The sequence below is a fragment of the Mesorhizobium sp. WSM4836 genome (assembly GCF_055811815.1).
Genome location: NZ_JBVVQF010000002.1, coordinates 78,741 through 100,683, shown reverse-complemented (window position 1 = coordinate 100,683; position 21,943 = coordinate 78,741). Strand labels below are relative to the sequence as shown.

General features: G+C 63.9%; 22 protein-coding genes. 13 read left to right on the top strand and 9 right to left on the bottom strand.

Going from position 1 to position 21,943, the window contains the following annotated elements; genetic code table 11:
* Positions 1-2 precede the first annotated feature (2 nt).
* Positions 3-488: a dUTP diphosphatase gene (gene dut / locus AC0L2P_RS02735; RefSeq protein ID WP_473499730.1), complete on the bottom strand. Its 486-nt coding sequence runs from the start codon at positions 486-488 to the stop codon at positions 3-5.
* An 84-nt stretch (positions 489-572) separates the two neighbouring features.
* Positions 573-1,043, bottom strand: coding sequence for an Lrp/AsnC family transcriptional regulator (locus tag AC0L2P_RS02730; RefSeq protein ID WP_473499729.1), 471 nt, complete (start codon positions 1,041-1,043; stop codon positions 573-575).
* 115 nt (positions 1,044-1,158) lie between these two features.
* Between AC0L2P_RS02730 and AC0L2P_RS02725 the strand changes: the two genes are divergently transcribed.
* The 3 genes from AC0L2P_RS02725 (at position 1,159) to AC0L2P_RS02715 (ending at position 3,700) form a co-directional block, all read left to right on the top strand.
* Complete coding sequence (locus AC0L2P_RS02725; RefSeq protein WP_473499728.1) at positions 1,159-1,413, top strand: DUF6356 family protein; 255 nt, start codon at positions 1,159-1,161, stop codon at positions 1,411-1,413.
* A gap of 15 nt (positions 1,414-1,428) precedes the next feature.
* Positions 1,429-2,229, top strand: a complete 801-nt coding sequence (locus AC0L2P_RS02720; RefSeq protein WP_473499727.1) for a class II glutamine amidotransferase — start codon at positions 1,429-1,431, stop codon at positions 2,227-2,229.
* Between the two features lie 76 nt (positions 2,230-2,305).
* The gene (locus tag AC0L2P_RS02715; RefSeq protein WP_473499726.1) at positions 2,306-3,700 is read left to right on the top strand and encodes an amidase; all 1,395 of its coding nucleotides are present in this window, start codon (positions 2,306-2,308) and stop codon (positions 3,698-3,700) included.
* On the opposite strand, the gene AC0L2P_RS02710 is transcribed toward AC0L2P_RS02715, so the two are convergent.
* Positions 3,673-4,749, bottom strand: coding sequence for an NAD(P)/FAD-dependent oxidoreductase (locus AC0L2P_RS02710; protein WP_473499725.1), 1,077 nt, complete (start codon positions 4,747-4,749; stop codon positions 3,673-3,675). The genes AC0L2P_RS02715 and AC0L2P_RS02710 overlap by 28 nt on opposite strands.
* A gap of 117 nt (positions 4,750-4,866) precedes the next feature.
* Between AC0L2P_RS02710 and AC0L2P_RS02705 the strand changes: the two genes are divergently transcribed.
* From AC0L2P_RS02705 to AC0L2P_RS02695, 3 genes are all read left to right on the top strand, one after another.
* Positions 4,867-5,466 carry a TetR/AcrR family transcriptional regulator gene (locus AC0L2P_RS02705; protein ID WP_473499724.1) on the top strand — a complete coding sequence of 200 codons (600 nt, stop codon included), beginning with the start codon at positions 4,867-4,869 and terminating at the stop codon, positions 5,464-5,466.
* Complete coding sequence (locus AC0L2P_RS02700) at positions 5,463-6,380, top strand: haloalkane dehalogenase (protein WP_473499723.1); 918 nt, start codon at positions 5,463-5,465, stop codon at positions 6,378-6,380. Before AC0L2P_RS02705 ends, AC0L2P_RS02700 begins: the two co-directional genes overlap by 4 nt.
* A 94-nt stretch (positions 6,381-6,474) precedes the next feature.
* Entirely contained in the window at positions 6,475-8,067 is a 1,593-nt protein-coding gene (locus AC0L2P_RS02695; protein ID WP_473499722.1) for a peptide chain release factor 3, read from the top strand.
* 173 nt (positions 8,068-8,240) lie between these two features.
* On the opposite strand, the gene AC0L2P_RS02690 is transcribed toward AC0L2P_RS02695, so the two are convergent.
* A complete protein-coding gene (locus AC0L2P_RS02690) occupies positions 8,241-8,714 on the bottom strand; it encodes a VOC family protein (protein WP_473499721.1) in 474 nt (157 codons plus the stop codon).
* A 290-nt stretch (positions 8,715-9,004) separates the two neighbouring features.
* On the opposite strand from AC0L2P_RS02690, the gene ilvD reads away from it, so the two are divergent.
* From ilvD to AC0L2P_RS02675, 3 genes are all read left to right on the top strand, one after another.
* Positions 9,005-10,849: a dihydroxy-acid dehydratase gene (ilvD, locus tag AC0L2P_RS02685; RefSeq protein ID WP_473499720.1), complete on the top strand. Its 1,845-nt coding sequence runs from the start codon at positions 9,005-9,007 to the stop codon at positions 10,847-10,849.
* Between the two features lie 28 nt (positions 10,850-10,877).
* The gene (locus AC0L2P_RS02680) at positions 10,878-12,152 is read left to right on the top strand and encodes an amidohydrolase family protein (RefSeq protein WP_473499719.1); all 1,275 of its coding nucleotides are present in this window, start codon (positions 10,878-10,880) and stop codon (positions 12,150-12,152) included.
* A gap of 241 nt (positions 12,153-12,393) precedes the next feature.
* Positions 12,394-13,314, top strand: coding sequence for a DMT family transporter (locus AC0L2P_RS02675; RefSeq protein ID WP_473499718.1), 921 nt, complete (start codon positions 12,394-12,396; stop codon positions 13,312-13,314).
* Here the strand turns inward: AC0L2P_RS02675 and AC0L2P_RS02670 are convergent.
* The gene (locus tag AC0L2P_RS02670; RefSeq protein WP_473499717.1) at positions 13,311-14,213 is read right to left on the bottom strand and encodes a phosphotransferase; all 903 of its coding nucleotides are present in this window, start codon (positions 14,211-14,213) and stop codon (positions 13,311-13,313) included. The two genes, AC0L2P_RS02675 and AC0L2P_RS02670, sit on opposite strands and share 4 nt — an antisense overlap.
* Before the next feature lie 103 nt (positions 14,214-14,316).
* Here AC0L2P_RS02670 and AC0L2P_RS02665 point away from each other — a divergent pair, with 103 nt between their 5' ends.
* Positions 14,317-14,949 (top strand): class I SAM-dependent DNA methyltransferase, encoded by a 633-nt coding sequence (locus tag AC0L2P_RS02665; protein WP_473499716.1) that lies wholly within the window; start codon positions 14,317-14,319, stop codon positions 14,947-14,949.
* 18 nt (positions 14,950-14,967) lie between these two features.
* On the opposite strand, the gene AC0L2P_RS02660 is transcribed toward AC0L2P_RS02665, so the two are convergent.
* Together AC0L2P_RS02660 and AC0L2P_RS02655 are read right to left on the bottom strand one after the other, a co-directional pair.
* Positions 14,968-17,421, bottom strand: a complete 2,454-nt coding sequence (locus AC0L2P_RS02660) for a GcvT family protein (RefSeq protein ID WP_473499715.1) — start codon at positions 17,419-17,421, stop codon at positions 14,968-14,970.
* Positions 17,418-18,302: a phosphotransferase gene (locus AC0L2P_RS02655; protein WP_473499966.1), complete on the bottom strand. Its 885-nt coding sequence runs from the start codon at positions 18,300-18,302 to the stop codon at positions 17,418-17,420. The genes AC0L2P_RS02660 and AC0L2P_RS02655 overlap by 4 nt, the downstream gene beginning before the upstream one ends.
* A gap of 435 nt (positions 18,303-18,737) precedes the next feature.
* Between AC0L2P_RS02655 and AC0L2P_RS02650 the strand changes: the two genes are divergently transcribed.
* Entirely contained in the window at positions 18,738-19,514 is a 777-nt protein-coding gene (locus AC0L2P_RS02650) for a DeoR/GlpR family DNA-binding transcription regulator (RefSeq protein WP_473499714.1), read from the top strand.
* Between the two features lie 68 nt (positions 19,515-19,582).
* Positions 19,583-20,488 carry a LysR family transcriptional regulator gene (locus tag AC0L2P_RS02645; protein WP_473499713.1) on the top strand — a complete coding sequence of 302 codons (906 nt, stop codon included), beginning with the start codon at positions 19,583-19,585 and terminating at the stop codon, positions 20,486-20,488.
* Here AC0L2P_RS02645 and AC0L2P_RS02640 read toward each other — a convergent pair.
* Entirely contained in the window at positions 20,485-20,874 is a 390-nt protein-coding gene (locus AC0L2P_RS02640; protein ID WP_473499712.1) for a MerR family DNA-binding protein, read from the bottom strand. The two genes, AC0L2P_RS02645 and AC0L2P_RS02640, sit on opposite strands and share 4 nt — an antisense overlap.
* Positions 20,823-20,975 carry a MerR family DNA-binding transcriptional regulator gene (locus AC0L2P_RS02635; protein ID WP_473499711.1) on the bottom strand — a complete coding sequence of 51 codons (153 nt, stop codon included), beginning with the start codon at positions 20,973-20,975 and terminating at the stop codon, positions 20,823-20,825. The genes AC0L2P_RS02640 and AC0L2P_RS02635 overlap by 52 nt, the downstream gene beginning before the upstream one ends.
* Before the next feature lie 78 nt (positions 20,976-21,053).
* On the opposite strand from AC0L2P_RS02635, the gene AC0L2P_RS02630 reads away from it, so the two are divergent.
* Complete coding sequence (locus tag AC0L2P_RS02630; RefSeq protein WP_473499710.1) at positions 21,054-21,899, top strand: class I SAM-dependent methyltransferase; 846 nt, start codon at positions 21,054-21,056, stop codon at positions 21,897-21,899.
* The last annotated feature ends 44 nt before the right edge of the window (positions 21,900-21,943 follow it).

The window sequence follows — 21,943 nt, the reverse complement described above, 5'->3', positions numbered from 1 at the left end:
CATCAGCCCGTGCCGGTCGATCCGAAGCCGCCCGAGCCGCGCGTTGTGCCGCCTGCCAATGTGCGCTCCTCGACGGTCGCCTGCGTCACCGGGGCGAAGACGATCTGGGCGATCCGCATGCCGCGCGTCACCGCGAAATCCTCGTCGCCGAGATTGATCAGCAGCACCTTGACCTCGCCGCGATAGTCGCTGTCGATGGTGCCGGGCGTGTTGAGGCAGGTGAGTCCGTGCTTGAAGGCGAGGCCGGAACGCGGCCGGACCTGGCCTTCGACGCCCTCCGGAATTTCCAGGACCAGCCCGGTCGGCACCAGCGCGCGCTTTCCCGGCAGAATCAAGAGCGGCCTGTCGTCCGGGACGGCGGCGCGCAGGTCCATGCCGGCGGCGCCCGAGCTCTCATAGGCAGGAAGCGGCAATCCCTCGCCATGCGGCAGCCTGACGAAGCCGACAGCCGGACCGATGACGGAGGTAGGATAAAGTGCTGCGCGCATGAGGCTGATCCTATCGTCGCGAACGCCGGTTCAGTCAACTCGGCGGCAATGCTATCAACGGCTTTCTTTCAGCACAGTTCCGCTTCAGCGCAGTTCCATCGGAACGACCGTGGTCTCCTTGATCTCCTCCATGACGAAGGAGGCCGAAACGTCCGACAGCGCCACCTTGGCGATCAACCGTTGATAGAGCCGGTCGTAGGCTTTGACGTCGGCGACACGGGCGCGCAGGACATAGTCGAGATCGCCGGACATGCGGTAGGCGCCGGTGATCTCGGCAAAGCCGGTCACCGCCGCCCGGAATTTTTGCAGCCAGTCGGGATCGTGGTTCGAGGTGCGGATCAGGATGAACACGGAAAGGCCGAGCCCAAGCTTGTCGGCGTCGACCAGCGCCACCCGGCCGGTGATGACGCCGTCTTCCTCCAGCCGCTTGACCCGGCGCCAGCAGGCATTGCGCGACAGCGATATTCTTGCCGAGAGCTGGTCGACGGACAGCGTGCCGTCTCGTTGCAGCTCGGCCAGCAGTCTCCGGTCTATTTCGTCGATTCCCGGCGTCATGTGGGATGTTTGTCCCAAAATCTGGCTTGAGACAAGGACAATTTGGGACCGATGAACCGAACGCCCGTGCCAGGATATTCATCGTCGGCTCTTCATGCCGGCAGGAGGGATCGACATGACCGCACGGCTCGCAAGACTTTTCACCTCTCACCCGGCCGCAGTCGGCGAGAGCTATTTCGGCCATATGGCTTTCGCCGCATGGTTCTCGTCGCGATTGTTCATGGCGGCCTTTGCCGCGCTCATTCACGCTTTCTTGCCGTTTTTGTTCGAGACCACGGCCAGCGGTATCATCCGTGAGCTCTACGAACGGACGCACAACAGGGGCACCCACGCGGCCAAAGAGCCTTCCGCTCTCATGGATCGCGTTTAGAGAACAGTAGACGCAATGTGCCGGTGGGCGGCCTATCTCGGCGAAGCAGTCTTTCTCGAAGACATCGTCACCGCGCCCAGCCACTCGCTGATCGCCCAGAGCCATTGCGCCCAGGAAGCCAAATCGCCGACCAATGGCGATGGTTTTGGTTTGGCCTGGTACGGCGATCGGCCGGAGCCCGGCCTCTATCGCGACATCCTGCCGGCCTGGTCGGATCCCAATCTGAAGAGCCTCTGCCGACAGATAAAATCAAGCCTGTTCCTCGCCCATGTCCGGGCGTCGACCGGTGGCGCCACCAGCCGCATGAACTGCCACCCGTTCATTTCGGGCCGCTGGTCGTTCATGCACAATGGCCAGATCGGCGGTTTCGAAAAGATCCGTCGCGCGCTGGAAAATTCGCTCTCTGACACCGCCTTCGACCAGCGCGAGGGCACCACCGATTCCGAGCTATTTTTTCTGCTGATGATCGACGAGGGTCTCTCGGATGACCCCGAAGGTTCGATGTCGCGCGCCACTAGCCGCGTCATCGACGCCTCGCGCCACGCCGGCTTTGAGCCGACGCTGAAAGTGACAGCGGCTTTTTCCGACGGACAATCGCTTTACGCGGTGCGCTATACGAGCGACGGCCACGCGCCGACGCTCTACACGTCCGTTTTTCGCAATGGCGGAGGCCGTTGCGTCGTGTCGGAACCCTTCGACCGCGACGGCGGCGACTGGCAGGCGATTCCCCCCTCGAGCTTCGTCACTATTGGCAGCGACGGCATGAGCATTCGTCCGTTTGCGCCAGCCACAACCAGGCTGGCGTTGGCAGGCTGAATGTCGAGCCAGGCTTGAAGCCGCGCCGCAATCCGCCATTTTCAGGATCGCGGCGCGATAGCCCGGAGCATTTACGATGAATATCGTCTTTTCCTCGACCACCAAGCTGGCCGCGGCCATGCGCGACCGTACGGTCTCCGCAATAGAGGTGCTGGACGCGCATCTGGCGCAGATCGACAGGCACAATGCGGCGATCAACGCCGTCGTAACCCTCGATCGGGACGGTGCGCGGCAACGCGCCGGCAAGGCCGACGAGGCGCAAGCGCGCGGTGAGGCCCTTGGGCCGCTCCACGGCGTGCCGTTCACGCTGAAGGACACGCATGAAACCGCCGGCATGAGAACCACCGTCGGCTTCCCGGCCTTTGCCGACTATGCTCCGAGGGCAGACAGTCCGGTCGTTGCCCGGCTGAAGGCGGCAGGTGGGATACTGGTCGGCAAGACGAACGTGGCGACAATGCTCGGTGACTGGCAGTCGAGCAATCCGCTATTCGGCCGCACCGGCAATCCCTGGAATCTCCAGCGCACCGCCGGCGGCTCCAGTGGCGGTGCGGCGGCGGCGCTCTGTACCGGTATGACGCCGTTCGAGGTCGGCACCGACATGCAGGATTCGATCCGGCTGCCCGCTGCCTTTTGCGGCGTCTACGGCCTCAAACCGACCGAGCACCGCGTCTCGCTCGCCGGCGCCTTCCCCGATCCAGGCGGGGCGCCGCGCAGCGTGCGGCTAATCTCCTGCCTCGGACCGATGGCGCGCAGCGTCGAGGACCTGGCGCTGATCCACAGCCTCATTGCCGGGCCGGATGGAAGCGACACCGATCTTCCGCCGATACCGGTCGAAACCATGCCGGAGCTGGATCTCAGGAATTTGCGCATTGCCGTCGCGCCGTCCTTTCCAGGCTTGCCGGTGGCCGGCGAGATCAGCGCGGCGGTCGAAAGCCTGGCAAAAGAGCTTCAGGCGGCGGGCGCCATCGTCGAGGAAGCCGAATTGCCGGAGCTCGACCTGCATGACGACCTGAAGCAAGGCGGAGCGCTGATCGGCATGATGCTGGAGGCGGCGCAGCCCGAACCACCGGAGAAGCCGACGCCGGTCTCGCGCTGGTTCGAGGCGCTCGCCCGTCGCGACCGCGCCGTCCTGGCGTGGGAACGGTTCTTTGACGGCTGCGACGCCTTGCTGTGCCCCGTCGCCATGGTTCCCGCATTTCCGCATTGCGAGCCGGGAACGCCGATCGAGGTCGACGGCAGCGAGCAAAGCTACTGGATGCTGCCGGCCTATGGCGCGGTGTTCAATTACAGCGGCCACCCGGCACTGTCGCTGCCCTGCGGACACGACAGCAATGGCCTGCCCATCGGACTACAGCTTGTTGGCAAACGCTGGTCGGAGTCGCGCCTGCTCGGGATCGCCAGGGCAATCGAGCCGCTAACCGGCGGCTTTCGCCGCCCGCCCGGTTATTGGGTAAACCGCCCCAGCCCGTAGGGATCAAGCAGCGGATCGCGCTCGCCGTCGAGGACTTCGCGGGCGGCGAACAGGCCGACGGCTGGGGCCAGCGTGATGCCGGAATGCATGACCGCGACGTAGACGCCGCGCACGCTTTCGGCGCAGCCGATGATCGGCAAGCCATCGACCGGCGTCGGCCGGTAGCCAATAGTGTGGAAATCGAGTTCCAACCCGTCCGCGCCGCGCAGCATGGCCTTCATCTTCGCAAACAGGTCGCGGGCAGTCGCCGCGGCGTCCATGCCGGGATCGGCGCCGCCGAAATCCGAACCGGCGATGACGCGGCCTTCCGCCGTCTGGCGCATATGCAGTCGGTCGCCCATCACCAAGCCGTTGAGCAGCTTTTCGGTGGGGCGCGAATGCACGATCAGGCCGGGTGGCGTCTCGATCGGCAGTTCTATCCCGGCTGTTGCCGCTAATGCCGGAGAGCCGGCTCCGGCCGCGATCACCACCTCGTCGGCAGCAATCCGCCCGCCGGATGTATCGACGCCGGCAATCCTGCCGTTGGCCTGCACAAGCGCGGTCGCGGTAACTCCCGTCAGCAGCCGTGCGCCGCGCCCTTCGGCGCCGGCCAGCAGTGCTTGCGTGGCGGCGACCGGCTCGGCGACACCTTCCTCGGCGACATAAAGGGCGAAATCGGGAAGCTCGGTTACGTTAGGCTCGATGCGCACCGCCGTGGCATGGTCGACACGCTCGATGCCGTAGCCCCAGGCGGAATGCTCGGCCGCATAGGCTTCGAGCTCAGCACGTGGCAGGTCCCAGCACAGGCCACCGCACCATTGCAACGGGATGCTGCGCACCTCGTTCGCCAATCGCGACCATTCGGCCATCGACCGAGTGCGCAGGCGGAAATAGACCTCCGGATTGCCCCAACTGGCATTGATCCAAGCAAAGGAATTCGGTGTCGCGACACCGCCAGTGCCGCCGTCGGCAATGACCGTCACCTTCGCTCCAGCCCTGGTCAGGTGCCAGGCGATGGAGGCGCCGACGATGCCGGCGCCGATGACGATCACTTCTTTCGCCGCTGTCATGCTTCACTCCTCGTTCCAACGTCACCACTGCGATGCCATTGCCCGTGGGTTCTGCCAAGAGCGCGCGGTACCAAATATGCTTCTTGACTTTAATACGTACGTACGTATTATACCGGCATGGCCAGACATTCACTTCGCGAAAAACTTCTCGACGCCGGTTTCAAAACCATCTGGAGTTCCGGCTATTCGGCCGCCGGTGTGCGCGACATCGTCGCCGCGGCCGATGCCCGCCCGGGGTCCTTCACCAATCATTTTGCCTCCAAGGAGGCGTTCACCGGCGAGGTGCTGGACCGCTATTTCGCCTATGTGAGCGGTTTGGTGGAGCAGGCCCTCGCCCGGGACGGCACGCCCCCGGTCGGGCGCTTGCGCCGCTATCTCGAAATCATCACGTCGAAGCTGGAGGCGCATGATTGGGCACGGGGCTGCATGATCGGCAATCTAAGCCTCGAGACGGCGGCTCACAGCGAGGCGCTGAGGCTGCAACTCGTCGCCGTTTTCGAACGCTGGCGTAAGCCCTTCGCCGAATGCATCGCCGAGGGCCAGGCGGCCGGCGACATCACCGACGCGTTCGATGCCGAGGATCTCGCCGATTTCCTGTTGAGTTCCTGGCAAGGCGCGATGCTGCGCATGAAGGTGGAGCGCAGTCCCGAACCGCTCGAGCGTTTCAAGAATATCGTCTTCAAAACAGTCTTCGCAAAAAAGGAGCTGATCCGATGAACCCGAAACTCGAAAAGCGCACAATGTTGCCGCGCTCGCAAGTCGCGGTACTCGATTCCACCATCTCTTATGTCGAGGCAGGTACTGCCGGTCCGACTGTGCTCTTCCTGCACGGCAACCCGACATCGTCCTACATCTGGCGCGACATCATCCCGCATTTGGCGCCGTTCGGCCGCTGCATTGCGCCCGACCTGATCGGCTATGGCCAATCCGGCAAGCCTGACATCGACTATCGCTTCTTCGACCACGTCCGCTATCTCGACGCTTTCATCGAGACGCTTGGCATCACCGACATGGTTGTCGTCGCGCAGGACTGGGGCACCGCACTCGCCTTCCATCTCGCGGCAAGGCGGCCGCAGCGGATCCTCGGCCTCGCCTTCATGGAATTCATCCGCCCTTTCGAGAGCTGGGACGATTTCCACCAGCGTCCGCAGGCGCGCGAATTGTTCAAGGCAATGCGCACGCCCGGCGTCGGTGAAAAGCTTGTCCTGGAAGACAACGTCTTCGTCGAAAAGGTATTGCCGGCCGCTGTGCTGCGCACCATGAGCGATGAAGAAATGGCCGCCTACCGGGCGCCGTTCCCGACGCCGCAATCGCGCAAGCCGATCCTGCAGCTGCCGCGGGACCTGCCGATCGAAGGCCAGCCTGCCGATGTCACCGCGATCAGCGAGCACGACCATCGGGCGCTCCGGCTTTCCTCCTACCCGAAGCTGCTTTTCTCAGGCGATCCGGGCGCCCTGGTCTCGCCGCAGGCGGCACGGGACTTCGCGGCGGGCCTGAAGAACTGCCGGTTGATCGATCTCGGACCCGGCGCGCATTATCTGGAGGAGGACCATGCCGACAGGATCGGCTCCGCAATTGCCGAGTGGATTCCCGAGATAGCCTTCGAGAGCCATACGGCCGAACCGGCCTGACGTCGGGACGTGAACCGGCGGCTGCGGCAGCCGGAGAGGTCGACAGCTCAGCACTCCGCTGCTAGAAGCCCGGCCTCACACGGAAATCCTGAAAATGTCCGAAATGATTACAGAAGCGGTATCGCGCCGCCGCACATTCGCGATCATTGCCCACCCCGACGCCGGCAAAACGACGCTCACCGAAAAACTGCTTTTGTTCGGCGGCGCCATCCAGCTTGCCGGGGAGGTCAAGGCCAAGAAGGACCGCATCCAGACCCGGTCGGACTGGATGAAGATCGAGCGCGAGCGCGGCATTTCGGTGGTCACCTCGGTGATGACCTTCGAATATGAGGACACAGTGTTCAACCTGCTCGACACGCCCGGCCACGAGGATTTCGCCGACGACACCTATCGCACGCTGTCGGCGGTCGACAGCGCGGTGATGGTCATCGACGCCGCCAAGGGAATCGAGCCGCGCACCCTGAAACTGTTCGAGGTCTGCCGGCTGCGCGATATTCCGATCATCACCTTCGTCAACAAGATGGACCGCGAAAGCCGCGATCCGTTCGACATCCTCGATGAGATCGAGCAGAAGCTGGCGCTTGATACCGCACCGATCACCTGGCCGATCGGCCGCGGCAAGACCTTTTCCGGAACCTACCATCTGGCGTTGAACGCGGTGCGCAAGGGCGACGCCGAAAAGGAGCGCACGCCGGTCAACGGCCCCGATTCCAACCGCGTCGCCGGCCTGTTGCCGGAGAACGAGCGGGAGACCTTCATCGAAGAGCTGGAGCTGGCGCGCGAGGCCTGCCGCCCGCTCGATCTCGAAGCCTTTCGCGAAGGCCATTTGACGCCGGTCTATTTCGGCTCGGCGCTGCGCAATTACGGCGTGCGCGACCTGATCGAGGCGCTCGGCGCCTATGGGCCGCCGCCGCGCGCGCAGGAAGCCGACAGCCGCAAGGTTGAGGCGACCGAGGACAAGATGACCTCCTTCGTTTTCAAGATCCAGGCCAATATGGACCCCAACCACCGCGACCGCATCGCTTTCGTCCGCGTCTGCTCCGGCAAGCTCGAGCGCGGCATGAAGGCCAAACTGGTGCGCACGGGCAAACCGATGAGCCTGTCGGCGCCGCAATTCTTCTTCGCCCGCACCCGCGTGACCGCCGACGAGGCGTTTGCCGGCGATGTCGTCGGCATCCCCAACCACGGCACGCTGCGCATCGGCGACACGCTGACTGAGGGCGAGGAGATCCTGTTTCGTGGCGTGCCGAATTTCGCGCCTGAAATCCTGCGCCGCGTCCGCCTCGGCGATGCCATGAAGGCCAAGAAACTCAAGGAAGCGCTGCACCAGATGGCCGAGGAAGGCGTCGTGCAATTGTTCTCGCCGGAGGACGGCTCGCCGGCCATCGTCGGCGTCGTCGGGGCGCTGCAGCTCGACGTCTTGAAAGAGCGCCTGAACTTCGAATACACGCTGCCGGTCGATTTCGAGATGTCGCGCTTTTCCGTCTGCCGCTGGATATCGGCCGACGACAGGGCCGAGCTCCAGCGCTTCATCGAGGCGCATCGCGGCGACATTGCCCGCGACCTCGACAACGATCCGGTATTCCTCGCCCAGCACGCCTTTTCGCTCAACTACGAGGCCGAGCGCTGGAAGGCGATCCGCTTCGCGGCGGTCAAGGATTATCAGGTCCGCGACAGAGCGGCTTGACGCGGCGCTTTCCTTCTCCCCTTGCGGGAGAAGGTGTCGCCGAAGGCGACGGATGAGGGGTGTTCCAGGAAACACCAACGCTTCAATCCGCTGGAACACCCCTCATCCGTCTCGACGCTGCACGCCAATCCACCTTCTCCCACAAGAAGGGGAGAAGGCAAGATCGCCTTCATTCACCCCTTGGCCGCCTCTTCGATCTTGGCGATGTCGATCTTGCTCATCTGCATCATCGCCTGCATCACGCGGCCGGCCTTTTCCCTGTCGGGGTCCAGCAGCAGCCTGGGCAACTGCTCGGGAACGACCTGCCAGGAGAGGCCGAATTTGTCCTTCAGCCAGCTGCACTGGCTGGGCTCGCCACCGCCCGCGATGAGCCTGTCCCAGAAATAGTCGACCTCTTCCTGCGTCTTGCAGTCGATGGAGAGCGAGACTGCCTCGGTGAACTTGAATTGCGGGCCGCCGTTGAGCGCCTGGAACTGAACGCCGTCGAGCTCGAACGAGACCATCAGCACCTTGCCCTCATTATCGCCGCTGCTTTTGGGCCAGCGCATCACACTCAGCACCTTCGAATTCTTGAAGATAGAGACGTAATGCTTCATGGCCTCCTCGGCCTGGTCGTCGAACCACAGGCAGGTAGTGATCTTTTGCATGTCTTGTTCCTCGGGCTGGTTTTGGCTTTGCTTTCACTCGTGAAACGGCTGGCTGGCAATTGATGCTCCTCCCTGCCGTCTGCCCAAGGACGCTCGAGCAAACCACGATCCGACAACACCTCTGACTTTTACGGTCTGGACCGGCTGCGTCTTTGGCTGGCCGCTCGTTCCGCTCCCTGGCGCAGCGCAAAATTGTGGCCAGACCAGAGCGTGGCGTCTATAAGACCTGCGGCTCAATTCCGGTTTTCCGCGCCCCCGGCTGGCGTGACGCAGACAGCAAGGACAGTTCAATGCCCGCCTACCGTTCCCGCACCACCACCCATGGCCGCAACATGGCCGGCGCTCGCGGCCTGTGGCGCGCCACCGGGATGAAGGATTCGGATTTCGGCAAGCCGATCATCGCCGTGGTCAATTCCTTCACTCAATTCGTGCCCGGCCATGTCCATCTGAAGGATCTCGGCCAGCTGGTTGCCCGCGAGATCGAAAACGCCGGCGGCGTCGCCAAGGAGTTCAACACCATCGCCGTCGACGACGGCATCGCCATGGGCCATGACGGCATGCTCTATTCGCTGCCGTCGCGGGAGTTGATCGCCGATTCCGTCGAATACATGGTCAACGCGCATTGCGCCGACGCCATGGTCTGCATCTCGAATTGCGACAAGATCACGCCGGGCATGCTGATGGCGTCGCTGCGCCTCAACATCCCGACTGTCTTCGTCTCCGGCGGCCCGATGGAGGCCGGCAAGGTGGTGCTCGCCGGCAAAAGCCAGGCGCTTGACCTGGTCGACGCCATGGTTGCGGCTGCCGACGACAAAGTCTCCGACGAGGACGTCAAGACCATCGAACGCTCGGCCTGTCCGACCTGCGGTTCCTGCTCGGGCATGTTCACCGCCAATTCGATGAACTGCCTGACCGAGGCGCTCGGCCTGTCGCTGCCCGGCAATGGCTCGACGCTGGCGACACATGCCGATCGCAAGCGCCTGTTCGTCGAGGCCGGTCACCTGGTCGTCGATCTTGCCCAGCGCTATTACGAGCAGGACGACCACACCGCGCTGCCGCGCAGCATCGCCTCAAAGGGCGCCTTCGAGAACGCCATGACGCTCGACATCGCCATGGGCGGCTCGACCAACACGGTGCTGCATATCCTTGCCGCAGCACATGAGGGCGAGGTCGACTTCACCATGGAGGACATCGACCGGCTGTCACGGCGGGTTCCGGTGCTGTGCAAGGTGGCGCCGGCCAAGGCCGACGTCCATATGGAGGACGTGCACCGCGCGGGCGGCATCATGGCGATTCTCGGCCAGCTGGATAGCGCCGGACTGATCAACCGCGACCTGCCGACGGTGCACACGGCAAGCCTCGGCGAAGCGCTCGACCATTGGGATATCTCGCGCACGAGCAGCCAGAATGTCCGCGATTTCTTCCTGGCCGCACCTGGCGGCGTGCCGACGCAAGTCGCGTTCAGCCAGGACCGCCGCTGGGACGATCTCGACACGAACCGCGAAACCGGCGTCATCCGCTCGGCCGAACATCCTTTCTCCAGGGATGGCGGCCTTGCGGTGCTGAAAGGCAATCTGGCGCTCGACGGCTGCATTGTGAAGACCGCCGGCGTCGATGAATCGATCCTGAAATTCACCGGTCCGGCAAGACTGTTCGAAAGCCAGGACGCCAGCGTCAAGGCGATCCTGTCGAACGAGATCAAGGCCGGCGATGTCGTCGTCATCCGCTATGAAGGGCCGCGTGGCGGCCCCGGCATGCAGGAAATGCTCTACCCGACCAGCTATTTGAAGTCGAAAGGCCTCGGCAAAGCCTGCGCGCTGATCACCGACGGGCGTTTTTCCGGCGGCACCTCCGGCCTGTCGATCGGCCATGTCTCGCCGGAAGCAGCGGAAGGCGGGCTGATCGGGCTGGTCAGGGAAGGCGATACGATCGAGATCGATATCCCCAACCGCACCATCAGGCTTGCTGTCGACGACGCGGAACTCATCGCCCGTCGCGCGGCGATGGAGGCCAGGGGAACAGCTGCCTGGAAGCCCGAGGAAAAGCGCAAGCGCAAGGTGACGACGGCCTTGCGCGCCTATGCGGCGATGGCGACAAGTGCCGCCAAAGGGGCGGTGCGGTATGTGCCGGAATAAGTGTGCTTCTTCAAGGGGATGACGGCGGATGGATTTTGACCTTGTGGTGCGCGGCGGGACGCTGCCCGACGGCAGGATCGCCGATATCGGCATCATCGGCGAAAAGATCGCGGCTATAGAGCCCGAGCTGAACGTCAGCGCCGGCACGGCGATCGATGCCCATGGCAATCTGGTCTCGCCGCCTTTCGTCGATCCGCATTTCCATATGGACGCGACGCTTTCGCTCGGCATTCCGCGCATCAATGTCTCGGGCACGCTGCTGGAGGGCATTTCGCTGTGGGGCGAGCTGAAGCCGCTTCTGACCCACGAGGCGGTGCGCGACCGAGCGCTCGCCTATTGCGATTGGGCGGTGTCGATGGGCCTGCTCGCCATCCGGACTCATGTCGATGTCTGTGATGACCGCCTGCTGGCGGTGGAAGCGCTGCTCGACGTGAAGAAGACGGTCGCCCCCTACATCGACCTGCAACTGGTCGCCTTCCCGCAGGACGGCCTCTATCGCTCGCCGACTGCGCGCGAAAACACCGTCCGCGCGCTCGACATGGGCGTCGATGTCGTCGGCGGCATTCCGCATTTCGAGCGCACCATGACCGACGGCACGCGCTCCGTCACCGAGCTCTGCGAGATCGCGGCGAAGCGCGGCCTGATGGTCGACCTGCATTGCGACGAGACCGACGATCCGCTGTCGCGCCACATCGAGCAGCTTGCCTTTGAGACGTGGCGGCTTGGGTTGCAGGGCAGAGTGGCCGGCTCGCACCTCACCTCGATGCATTCGATGGATAATTACTACGTCTCGAAGCTGTTGCCGCTGATTGCCGAGGCTGGCGTTTCGGCGATCCCCAATCCGCTGATCAACATCATGCTGCAGGGCCGCCACGACACCTTTCCCAAGCGCCGCGGACTGACGCGGGTCAAGGAGATGCTGGCGCAAGGCATCCGCGTCGGCTGGGGCCAGGATTGCGTGCTTGACCCCTGGTATTCGCTGGGCACCGCAGACATGCTCGACGTCGCCTTCATGGGCCTGCATGTCGCGCAGATGTCGAGCCCTGCCGAGATGGCGCGTTGTTTCGACATGGTCACCAACGTTAATGCCGCCATCATGGGCCTCGACCACCTTGGCCTGGCGGTCGGAAAGCGCGCCAGCCTGGTCGTTCTCGACGCCGGCAACCCGCTCGAAGCGCTGCGCCTGCGCCCAGAGCGTCTCTGCGTCATTGCCAAAGGCAAGGTGGTGGCCGAGCGGAGCCGCCAAGACACGCGGCTTTCGATCGCCGGAAGGCCGGGCACGGTGAACCGGCGCCACGCTTAAAGCGCGTCGCATTTGAACGGACCCATGCGACGCGCTTTGAGGTTTTGTTTTAAGCATGTCGTTATCGCAAAACCGCTGCACACCCTCGGGTCAAGTCCGAGGGCATGCTTTTGCGCGACATGCATTAGACCAGCCGATTTCCGGCGCTGGTCTTACCGAATTCTCGATTTTCGTCTCGTCATGGCCGACGCTTGCGACTACGACGCGCGTCACCGTACGACGGCGAGGAACCGGTAAGGGAATGGCGCAGCCCGCAGCCCAGAATTCGAGGATCAGGAACGTGCTGCTGGCCGGCATCCTGCTGATGCTCGCCGGCGATTTCCTGTTTGCGCTGAACGACGCGATGGGCAAGTGGCTGGTCGCCAGTTTTTCCGTCGGCCAGGTCGTGCTGATCCGCTCGATCGGCGCGTTTTTCATACTCGGGCCGATGATTGCACATCAGGGTGCGGCCAAGCTGTTTCACATGGAGCGGCCGGAACTCCAGATCCTACGCGTGGTGATGACGACGCTCGACACGGCGCTGTTCTACGCGGCGGTCGTCTATCTGCCGCTCGCCGATGTGATGAGCTTCTACATGGCCGGGCCGATTTATGTGGCGGCGCTGTCGCACTTTTTGCTCGGCGAAAGGGTCGGCTGGCGCCGCTGGGCGGCGATCCTGGTCGGCTTCTGCGGCGTGCTGATCATGCTGAAGCCGTCCTCGGCGGCGTTCTCGTTGTCGTCGATGTTCGCCCTCGCCGGCAGCATTTCCTTTGCCTTCGCCATCATCCTCAATCGGCGGCTGCGTGGCACCAGCGACACCTCGCTGGTCACCTGGCAAACCATCGGCACGCTGCTGGTCGGCGCTGCCTTGACCCTCGGCACCTGGAAGACGCCGTCCTCGCTCGATTTCGGCGCCATGCTGCTTCTCGGCATCGTCTCCTGCGGCGCGCATCTGATGATCACCAGGGCGTTGAAGCTGGCGCCGGCCTCAACCTTGGCGCCGCTGCATTACAGCCTGCTGTTGTGGGCAGTGGTCTTCGGGCTGGCCTTCTTCGGCGACGTGCCTGGGCCGCGCATCCTGGTCGGCTCGGCCATCGTCGTGCTGGCCGGCCTGTTCATCTTCCACCGCCAGAAAGTGGTCGACACCGTGCGGCCCGAAAACGTGCCGAAGGGCGTGAATTAACCCCGGCGCACCGCCGCGAGATGGCGCGAAAACTCCGGCGTCTCCATCAGCGTCTTGCAGCGTGCAAACCGGCCGTCGGCATAGGCGCGGAAATCGTCGGCCGGATTTTTGTTGGCAAGCTGGATCAAGCCCCACAGCGTCCACAGCAGGTCGCACATCGCCTTGTAGATGACGATGCGGCCGCGCTCCGCCGGCCTCGGCTCGCCGCCGAAATAGGCCAGCATCATCTCTTCTTCCTGCGCGGCGTCGAATTGCCCTTCGACGCTGAGGTCGCCAAGGTCCCAGAGCGGATCGTTCATGCCGGAATATTCCCAGTCGACGATCCACATCCTGTCGCCGGTATCGAGAAAGTTTTCGCAGAGCGGGTCGCAGTGGCAGGCGACGATCGGCAGAGGATGAGCAGCAAGTGCCGAGCGTACGGTTTCCGCCTCGCGGACCACATCATGGTAGCCGGCAGGCAGGGCGACATCCTTGGTCGATAGCACTTTCAGATAGTCGTCGATCATCGCGAACAGCTCGAAACGGAATGGGAACACCGCGCCGGATGTGTGAAGTTTGCGAAAGGCCTTGCCGGCGCGTGTCGGGCTGCCCGGTCGGGTCTTGAATTTTTCCGGCGACATCGTCTCGGCGCCGGCAATGAAGCGGGTCACCAGCACGCCGGTCTCGGCATCGACATGCAGCACTTCCGGGCTGACGCCGGCCTTCGCCGCTTCCCGCGCCGCCACTGCCTCGTTGGCGCGGTTGATGTATTCCTCGGTACCCTTGCCGGGGATGCGCAGGCAGAAATCCTTCCCCCTGAAGACGAGGTTGGTGAGACCGCCGAGCCGTTCCACCGGGCCGTCATAGCCGGCCAGCATCGGAATGGTTGCAAGTGCGGCGCGTGCTTGGTCATCCGCCACGGCTTTCGCTCCTTTCCCCGTATTATTGCGACGACGACGGTTCCACAGTTTTCGCCGTTTGGCTATGATCGCGTTGCGGATCGATACCAGGCGACGGAAAGCGATGACGGACAGCAAACAGCAGAGCGCACTCGTCGCAGCCTATGCGGCGAAGCGGCCGGAAGACGTCGCGGCGCTCTACGACAGGTGGGCGGGCACCTATGACGCCGATATGTCGGCGGCCGGTTATCGCCATCCGACGATCTGTCTTGCCTTGCTGGCCCGCCATCTGCCGCGCGGCGCCGCACCTCTACTCGATGCCGGCGCCGGTACCGGGCTCATCGGCGAATGGCTTGCCATCACCGGCTATCCGCAGGTCGAGGCGCTCGACATCTCGGAAGGCATGCTGGCGCAAGCGGCGCGCAAGGGCGTCTATTCAGCGCTGCACTGCCTGGCGCTTGGCGGACCGCTGCCCTTCGTCGACGACGCCTACGCCGGGATCATCTCAGCCGGCGTCTTCACGTCCGGCCATGTCGGAGCCGAGGGGCTGGACGAGTTGATCCGCATTTGCTGGCCGGGCGGGGTAATCGTGCTGACCGTGAAGAACACGCTGTGGGACACGGGTTTTGCCGCACGGATCGCCGAGCTCGAGGCGCAAGGCACCGTCACCCGCGCCGAGGAGACGCCGCCCTATGTTTCGATGCCAGGCGAGGCCGATACCGTGCCGAGCCGGGGGCTGGTGCTCATCGTGAGGTGAGGCTGAAACCGGAAGGCTCTACGCCTTCACCTTTGCTCCTGCCGGATCGTAAAGCGGCTCGAGGTGGATCTTAGCCGGCGTCCGTTCCATTGCCATCACCAGCTCGTAGTCACCGGAGGTGAGGAAATCATCGCTGACGCCATCCGCAATGCGCACATAGCCGTAGCCGATGTTCTTGCCAATGGTGTAGCCATAGCCGCCGCTGGTGAGATAACCGACCGCCTCGCCGTTGCGCAGGATGGTCTCGCGCCCGAGCAGGACGACATCTGGATCGTCGACGGTGAAGCCGGCAAAGCGTTTCCTGAGCGTCGAGCCATCGAGCTTTTCGAGCGCCCGCCGGCCGAGGAAATCGGTGTTTTTCCTGAGCTTCACCGCCCAGCCGAGGCCGGCCTCCTGCGGCGTGTCGTTGGGCGTGATGTCAGCGCCCCAGGCGCGGTAGCCTTTTTCCAGTCGCAGCGATTCCAGCGCTCGGTAGCCGACCGGACGGATGCCGTGCTTCTCGCCTGCCGCCATCAGCGCGTCGAAAACCTCGCCCGTCGCCGCGATCGGCGCATGCAATTCCCAGCCGAGCTCGCCGACATAGGTGACGCGCAGCGCCCGCACGGCGTGGCCGGCAATGGCGATCTCGCGAACATGGCCAAACGGAAAGGCGGCGTTCGAGACGTCGGCATCGGTCACCGCTGACAGCACGTCGCGGGCGCTCGGCCCCATCAGCGACAATGTGCCGAAATCCTCGGTGACGTCGGTCAGCGTCACGTCGAACTCCCTGCCGATATGATCGGCAATCCAGGAGAAATCGTGCGTGCGGAAACCGGTGCCGGTGACGATGTAGAATTTCTCCTCACCGAGCCTCGCCACCGTCAAATCGGCCTCGATGCCGCCGCGCGTATTGAGGAGCTGCGTGTAGGTCAGCCGGCCGACGGGCTTGGCAACGTCGTTGGCGCAGATCCAGTCCAGCGCCTTCAGCGCGTCGGCTCCGGCCATTTCGTATTTAGCAAACGACGATTGGTCGAAAATGCCGATCTTTTCGCGCACATGGCGATGTTCGTCACCGACGGGTGAAAACCAGTTCTGCCGGCCCATCGAATAGATGTCTTTCTGCTCGACGCCTTCCGGCGCGAACCAGTTGGGCCGCTCCCAACCGAGCTTCGAACCGAACACGGCGCGATGTTTTTGCAACCGCTCGTATAAGGGCGAGACGATGCGCGGCCGGCCGCTGACATATTCCTCATGCGGGAAGCCGATCGTGTAGTGCTTGCCATAGGCTTCCAGCGTGCGATCGCCGACCCATTGCCGGTCACGATGCAGATCGGAGAAGCGGCGGATGTCGACCACCCACAGATCGAGCGGCGCCTCGCCCTCGACGACCCATTGCGCCAGCACCCAGCCGGCGCCGCCGCCGGACGCGATGCCAAAGGCATTGAAGCCGGCGCCGACGAACATATTGGGGCATTCCGGCGCCACGCCGAGGATGAAATTGCCGTCCGGCGTAAAGCTCTCCGGCCCGTTGATCATCTGCTTGACGCCGACGTTGGCGAGCGCCGGAACACGCTCGATCGCCTGGGTCATATGCTGCTCGAAATGATCGTAATCATCGCCGAACAGCCGGAACTCCCAATCGTCCGGCACATCGCCGCCCGGCAGACCGGTCGTCCAGGCCTGCGGGTTCGGCTCGTAGCCGCCCATTACCAAGCCGCCGACTTCCTCCTTGAAATAGGTGCGGCGGTCGGGGTCGCGGATCGTCGGCGCGTCGGTCGCCAAGCCGTCGATCCTTTCGGTGATGATGTACTGGTGCTTCACCGGCTGCAGCGGCACGTTGATGCCGGCGAGCGCACCGACCTGCCGCGCCCATTGCCCGGCGCAGTTCACCACCTTGTCGCAGGCGATATCGCCCTTGCTGGTCTTCACCGCGGTGATGCGGCCGTCTCTCATTTCGAAGCCGGTGACCCGCACCTCCTCGAACAATTTTGCGCCATGCATGCGCGCACCCCTGGCCAGCGACTGAGTGATGTCGGAAGGGCTTGCCTGACCGTCGGTCGGCAGCCAGGACGCGCCGACGAGATCGCCGGGTTCCAGCAGCGGCCACATTTTTTTGACTTCGGCCGGCGATAGCAAATGCATGTCCATGCCGAAGCTCTTTGCCGTCGTTGCCAGCCGCTTATACTCGGTCCAGCGGTCGGCATTGGTGGCCAGCCGCAGGCAGCCGGTCATCTTCCAGCCGGTGGCGAGGCCGGTTTCGGTTTCCAGCCCTTTGTAGAGATCGACCGAATATTTGAGCACCCGCGTGATCGACGCCGACGACCGCAACTGTCCGACCAGCCCCGCCGCATGCCACGTCGAGCCCGAAGTCAGCTTGCCCTGTTCCAAAAGCACGACGTCGGCCTTGTGGTCGCGCGCCAGATGATAGGCCGTCGAACAGCCGATGATTCCACCGCCGATGACGACGATCCCGGCCTGGGCGGGCAAGGTCATGTCCGCGTCCCGTATTTTGTCCTGTAGTTTTCCAGGGCGGCTTCGAGCCGCGCCAGGTTTTCGTCGGCGTAGGCGGCGTAGTCGACGCCGGGCGCGTCGAGGTAGAGCTCGGAAACCATGCCCCACATGGCCTCACGCAGCAGCGACGCGCATTGCATGGCAGCGTGCGAGCGCCGTATCGCCGGGTCCGGCTCCTTCATGAAATAGGCGGTCATGAAAGCGAAGGACTCCTCGTCGCTCATGCCGGCATTCGAAGCCGCGCCGGCAAGATCGAACATAGCGGTGTTGAAGCCGGCATATTCGAAATCAATGAGCCACAGCCTGTGACCGTCGTCGATTATGTTGGCCGGCAAGAGGTCATTGTGGCCGAAGACGATCGGCAGCAGTTTTTGCGCGCGCTCGAGCTCGTCCGCGAGCGTCAGCAGGCGCGGCAATTCGCCCAGCTTGCGGCTGCGGCCTTCCTCCAGCGTGCGCGCATAGTCGCGAATGACATGGAATACCCAGAACATGAAGCCGGCGCCGGAGACATGGCCGGGCATTACCCGGTGGAAGCCGCGCAGCAACGCGGCAACGCGGCCGAGATCGGCGCGCACGTCCTGCGCGACATAGGCCTTGGCGCCGAGATACTCCGTCACCATGACGCCGGGTCCGGTGTAGTGGACGGCCGGAGCGAAGCCTGCCGCGTGCGCTGCCCGCGCGGTCATCATTTCGCGCTCGCGAAAGACATGGTGGAACGGATAGTCCTGGCCGATCCGCACGACGTGCCGTCCGGCCGCGTCCTTGATCAGATAATTGGCATTGCTCAGCCCGCCCGGCAGCGGCGCGATATCGATGCTGCCGGTCCAGCAAGGCAGCGCGCGGATGCGGTCTTCGACAGTCACGATCTCGTCCAACATTGGGTCAATTTTCCACGCATGTCACGGCTGGCCAGCGATGACAATCGGACGGAGGAATGGAGGCAACGCGAAGATCTCGTCGGTGCAGATCTCGGGATCGGTATCCCGCACCGCACCGACGAGCCCCTTTGTGCCGGGTTCTTCGACGCCGGCATCCGCCCCCGCGGATCCTGAATTTCGGTACCCTTGCGCCCGACAATTTACCGGGCGTTCGGGCAGGCGATTTTTCGTGCGGCTCAGCCGTCGTCCTCCGTTCCGAGCCTGTCACAGCGGTAATGTCGCGCCACGCTGGAGGCGTTGTCAACGCGAAATTGTGGTATTTTCTGCGTTTTTGCCCGAATTTTGCAAAATTCCTTGGAGTTAGTGGCATTTATGCCGTAGAAACGGTCAATGGTGCAACAATCCGACCGGATGCAACCGATGGTCCACTCGAAGCGGCATGGCGAAATCCTGCGCCTCCTCAAGGAGGAAGGCACCGTCACCATTGCCAGCCTGGCCGATCGGCTGGGCGTCTCGCTGGAGACGGTACGCCGCGACGTCAAGCCACTGACCAGCGACGGTTCCATCCTCAAAATGCACGGCGCCATCGGCCTGCCGTCGATTGCCGGCGAAGCGCCGTTCGAGCGGCGCATGCGCGAGAACGCCGATGCCAAGCGGGCAATTGCCCGCATGGTCGCCGCCACCATCCGCGACGGCGAGTCGATCATGCTCGACACCGGCACGACTACGAGCTTCCTGGCCCGAGAACTGCTCGGCCACCGGCGGCTGACGGTCGTCACCAACTCCTCCGACATCGCCCGCACACTGGCCACCGTCAACGGCAATAAGGTGTATATGGCCGGCGGCGAGCTGCGCAGCGATTCCGGTGCTGCGTTCGGCGTCTCGGCCATCGAATTCGTCAGCCGCTTTTCCGTCAGCCATGCGGTGATATCGACCGGCGCGGTCGATGCCGTCACCGGCGTCATGGACTATGATCTGGAAGAGGCCGAGTTCGCCCGCATGGTGCTGTCGCGCGGCCAGCGCTCGCTTGTCGTCACCGACCACAGCAAATTCGGCCGCCAGGGCCTGGTTCAGGTCTGCGGCTTCAACGGCTTTTCCGAACTCGCCACCGACCGGGCGCCGCCACACGACATCGCAGCCGCCCTCGCCCAGGCCGGCGCGCGGCTCAGCATTGCCGACGGCGGAAGCCAGGGCTGAGCTCTATCGGGAGATATCGGCACCAGCACCCACTTCCCAGCGCCGCCTCTGCCGTGTTTAGTCCGGCCATGGCTTTCACCATTCGCCAATTGCAGTTCTTCATCGCTGTCGCCGAGCAGGGCACAGTGTCGGGCGCCGCCCAGAACCTGTCGATCTCGCAATCCTCGGTCACCGAGGCAATCAAGGAGCTGGAGCACGATCTCGGCGTCGAGCTGTTCGAGCGCCACCCGCGCGGCTTGAACATCACCCACAAAGGCCACCAGTTCCTGCGCCATGCGAGGAAGATCCTGGCCGACGTTTCCGACGCGCGCCGCGCCTTCTTCGGCGAACGGATCGCGGCAAGCGGGCGCCTGCAACTCGGCGTCACCTCACTGGTCGCCGGCTATGTGCTGTCCGATCTTCTTGCCCGCTACCGCCGCGCCAATCCGGGCGTCGAGGTCTCGGCGATCGAAGACAATGGCGACTATCTCGAGCACCTGTTGATCGGCGGTAAGCTCGACATTGCCGTCATGGTCACCTCGAACCTGCGCGACCGCACCGCGCTGCAGTCCGAAATCCTCGAAGTCTCGGCCTACCGGCTGTGGCTGCCGCTCGGCCATCCCTTGGCCGGTGCCGACATCATCGGTATCGGCGACATCGCCTCGGAACCGTTGATCATGCTGACCGTCGACGAGATCGAGGAGAACACCGGAAAGTTGCTGGCCGCGATCGGCGCCAAGCCGCATGTCGCCTTCCGCACCCGCTCGGTCGAAGCGGTGCGCAGCCTCGTCGCCACCGGCGCCGGCGTGGCGCTGCTGCCCGACCTCGTCTACCGGCCATGGTCGCTGGAAGGCGACCGCATCGAATCGCGCGATATTTCGGGGTCGTTGCCGGTCGTCCAGGTTGGCATGGTCTGGCGGCGCGGCTCCGGCCTGCCGCAGGCGGCGCGCGACTTCATCGGACTTGCCCAGTCGCAGCGCATGGTGCGCCGCTAGTGTGGCCTACTCCAGGCTGACGTGGCCAGTCTTGCCTTGCGCCTTGTGATGGAAACTGCTTCCGCCTTGAACAGCCCGATCGGAGCGACCTCGAAGCGGTTGGCGCCGGCAAGCCTGACGGCGCGGCGGAACGTCGGGCAATCCATCGGCCGGACAGCCGGGCATCGGGCGGCATGACGCAATCCTTCTCGGATCGCGGTCAGGCGCTGGATAGTCCGGTCCAGTTCGTCCGCCTTGGCATCCAGACGCACTCGCTCCATCTTCGTCAGGCCGTCGGCCGATAGCATCGCGCCGATCTCGTCCAATGCGAATCCGCCGGCGCGCCCGAGCGCGATCAGGGCGAGCCGTTCGATGACGACCGGATCGAACAGCCGCGCAGGCCGCAACGGCCGACCGAGACGATGAGCTTCTTCTCCTCATAGTAACGCAACGTCGAGGCGGGTAAGCCGCTGCGGCGCGACACTTCGGCAATGTCCATGTGATTCATGCTTGACCTCAAGCCGACTTGAACTCGTAGAATGCTCGCGAGGATCGGTGAGAGCAACAGAAAAGCGAGGTTTCCGCCATGCCTGAATCCACCCGGCCGAACGCGCAGCAAGCAGCGCTCTGGAACGACGCCAGCGGAAAGGCCTGGGTCGAGATGCAGCCTATCCTCGATCGTGTGTTAGCACCGTTTGAGCGACTGGTGGTCGATGCCGGCTATCCGGGGGAAGGGCGCAACGTTCTCGATATCGGCTGTGGCGCCGGCGCCACCACCTTGGCCATGGCGCGCCGCCTCGGCAATGACGGAATTTGCGTCGGGCTCGACATCTCGCGGCCGCTTGTCGCCTTGGCGACGGAGCGCGCGCGGGCGGAAGGACTGCCAAACGCAAACTTTGAAGCGGGCGATGCACAGACCCATGCGTTCGAAGCCCGGTGCTTCGACGCCGTGGTCTCGCGCTTCGGCATCATGTTTTTCGACGATCCCGTGGCTGCATTCACCAATATAAGGCAGGCCGCAAGGCGCGGCGGCAAGCTCGCTTTTACCGCTTGGCGCGATCCGGCCGAGAATGATTTCTTGACGACCGCCGCGCGAGCGGCTGCGCCCTTCTTGCCGCCGACAATCGCGCCGCATCCCGATGCGCCGGGGCAGTTTGCCTTCGCCGACAGCGCCAAGGTAAAGCGCGTCCTTGAAGCGAGCGGCTGGTCGTCAATCGAAGTCGAACCGGCGGACGTCCGGTGCCGGATGTCCGAAGGCGACATGATGGCTTATGTCACCCGGCTAGGGCCGGTTGGTGCCGCGCTCCGCGAGGTTGACCGGGCCACGGGCGAAAAAATCACCGCGGCATTGCCCACTGCATTTGCGCCTTTTGTAATGCATGGTGAAGCTCGGTTCACTGCCGCCTCCTGGCTGGTGACGGCGCTGGGTTGACGACGGGCGCTTATATCGGGGAAACCGATATCGGCTTTCTGATA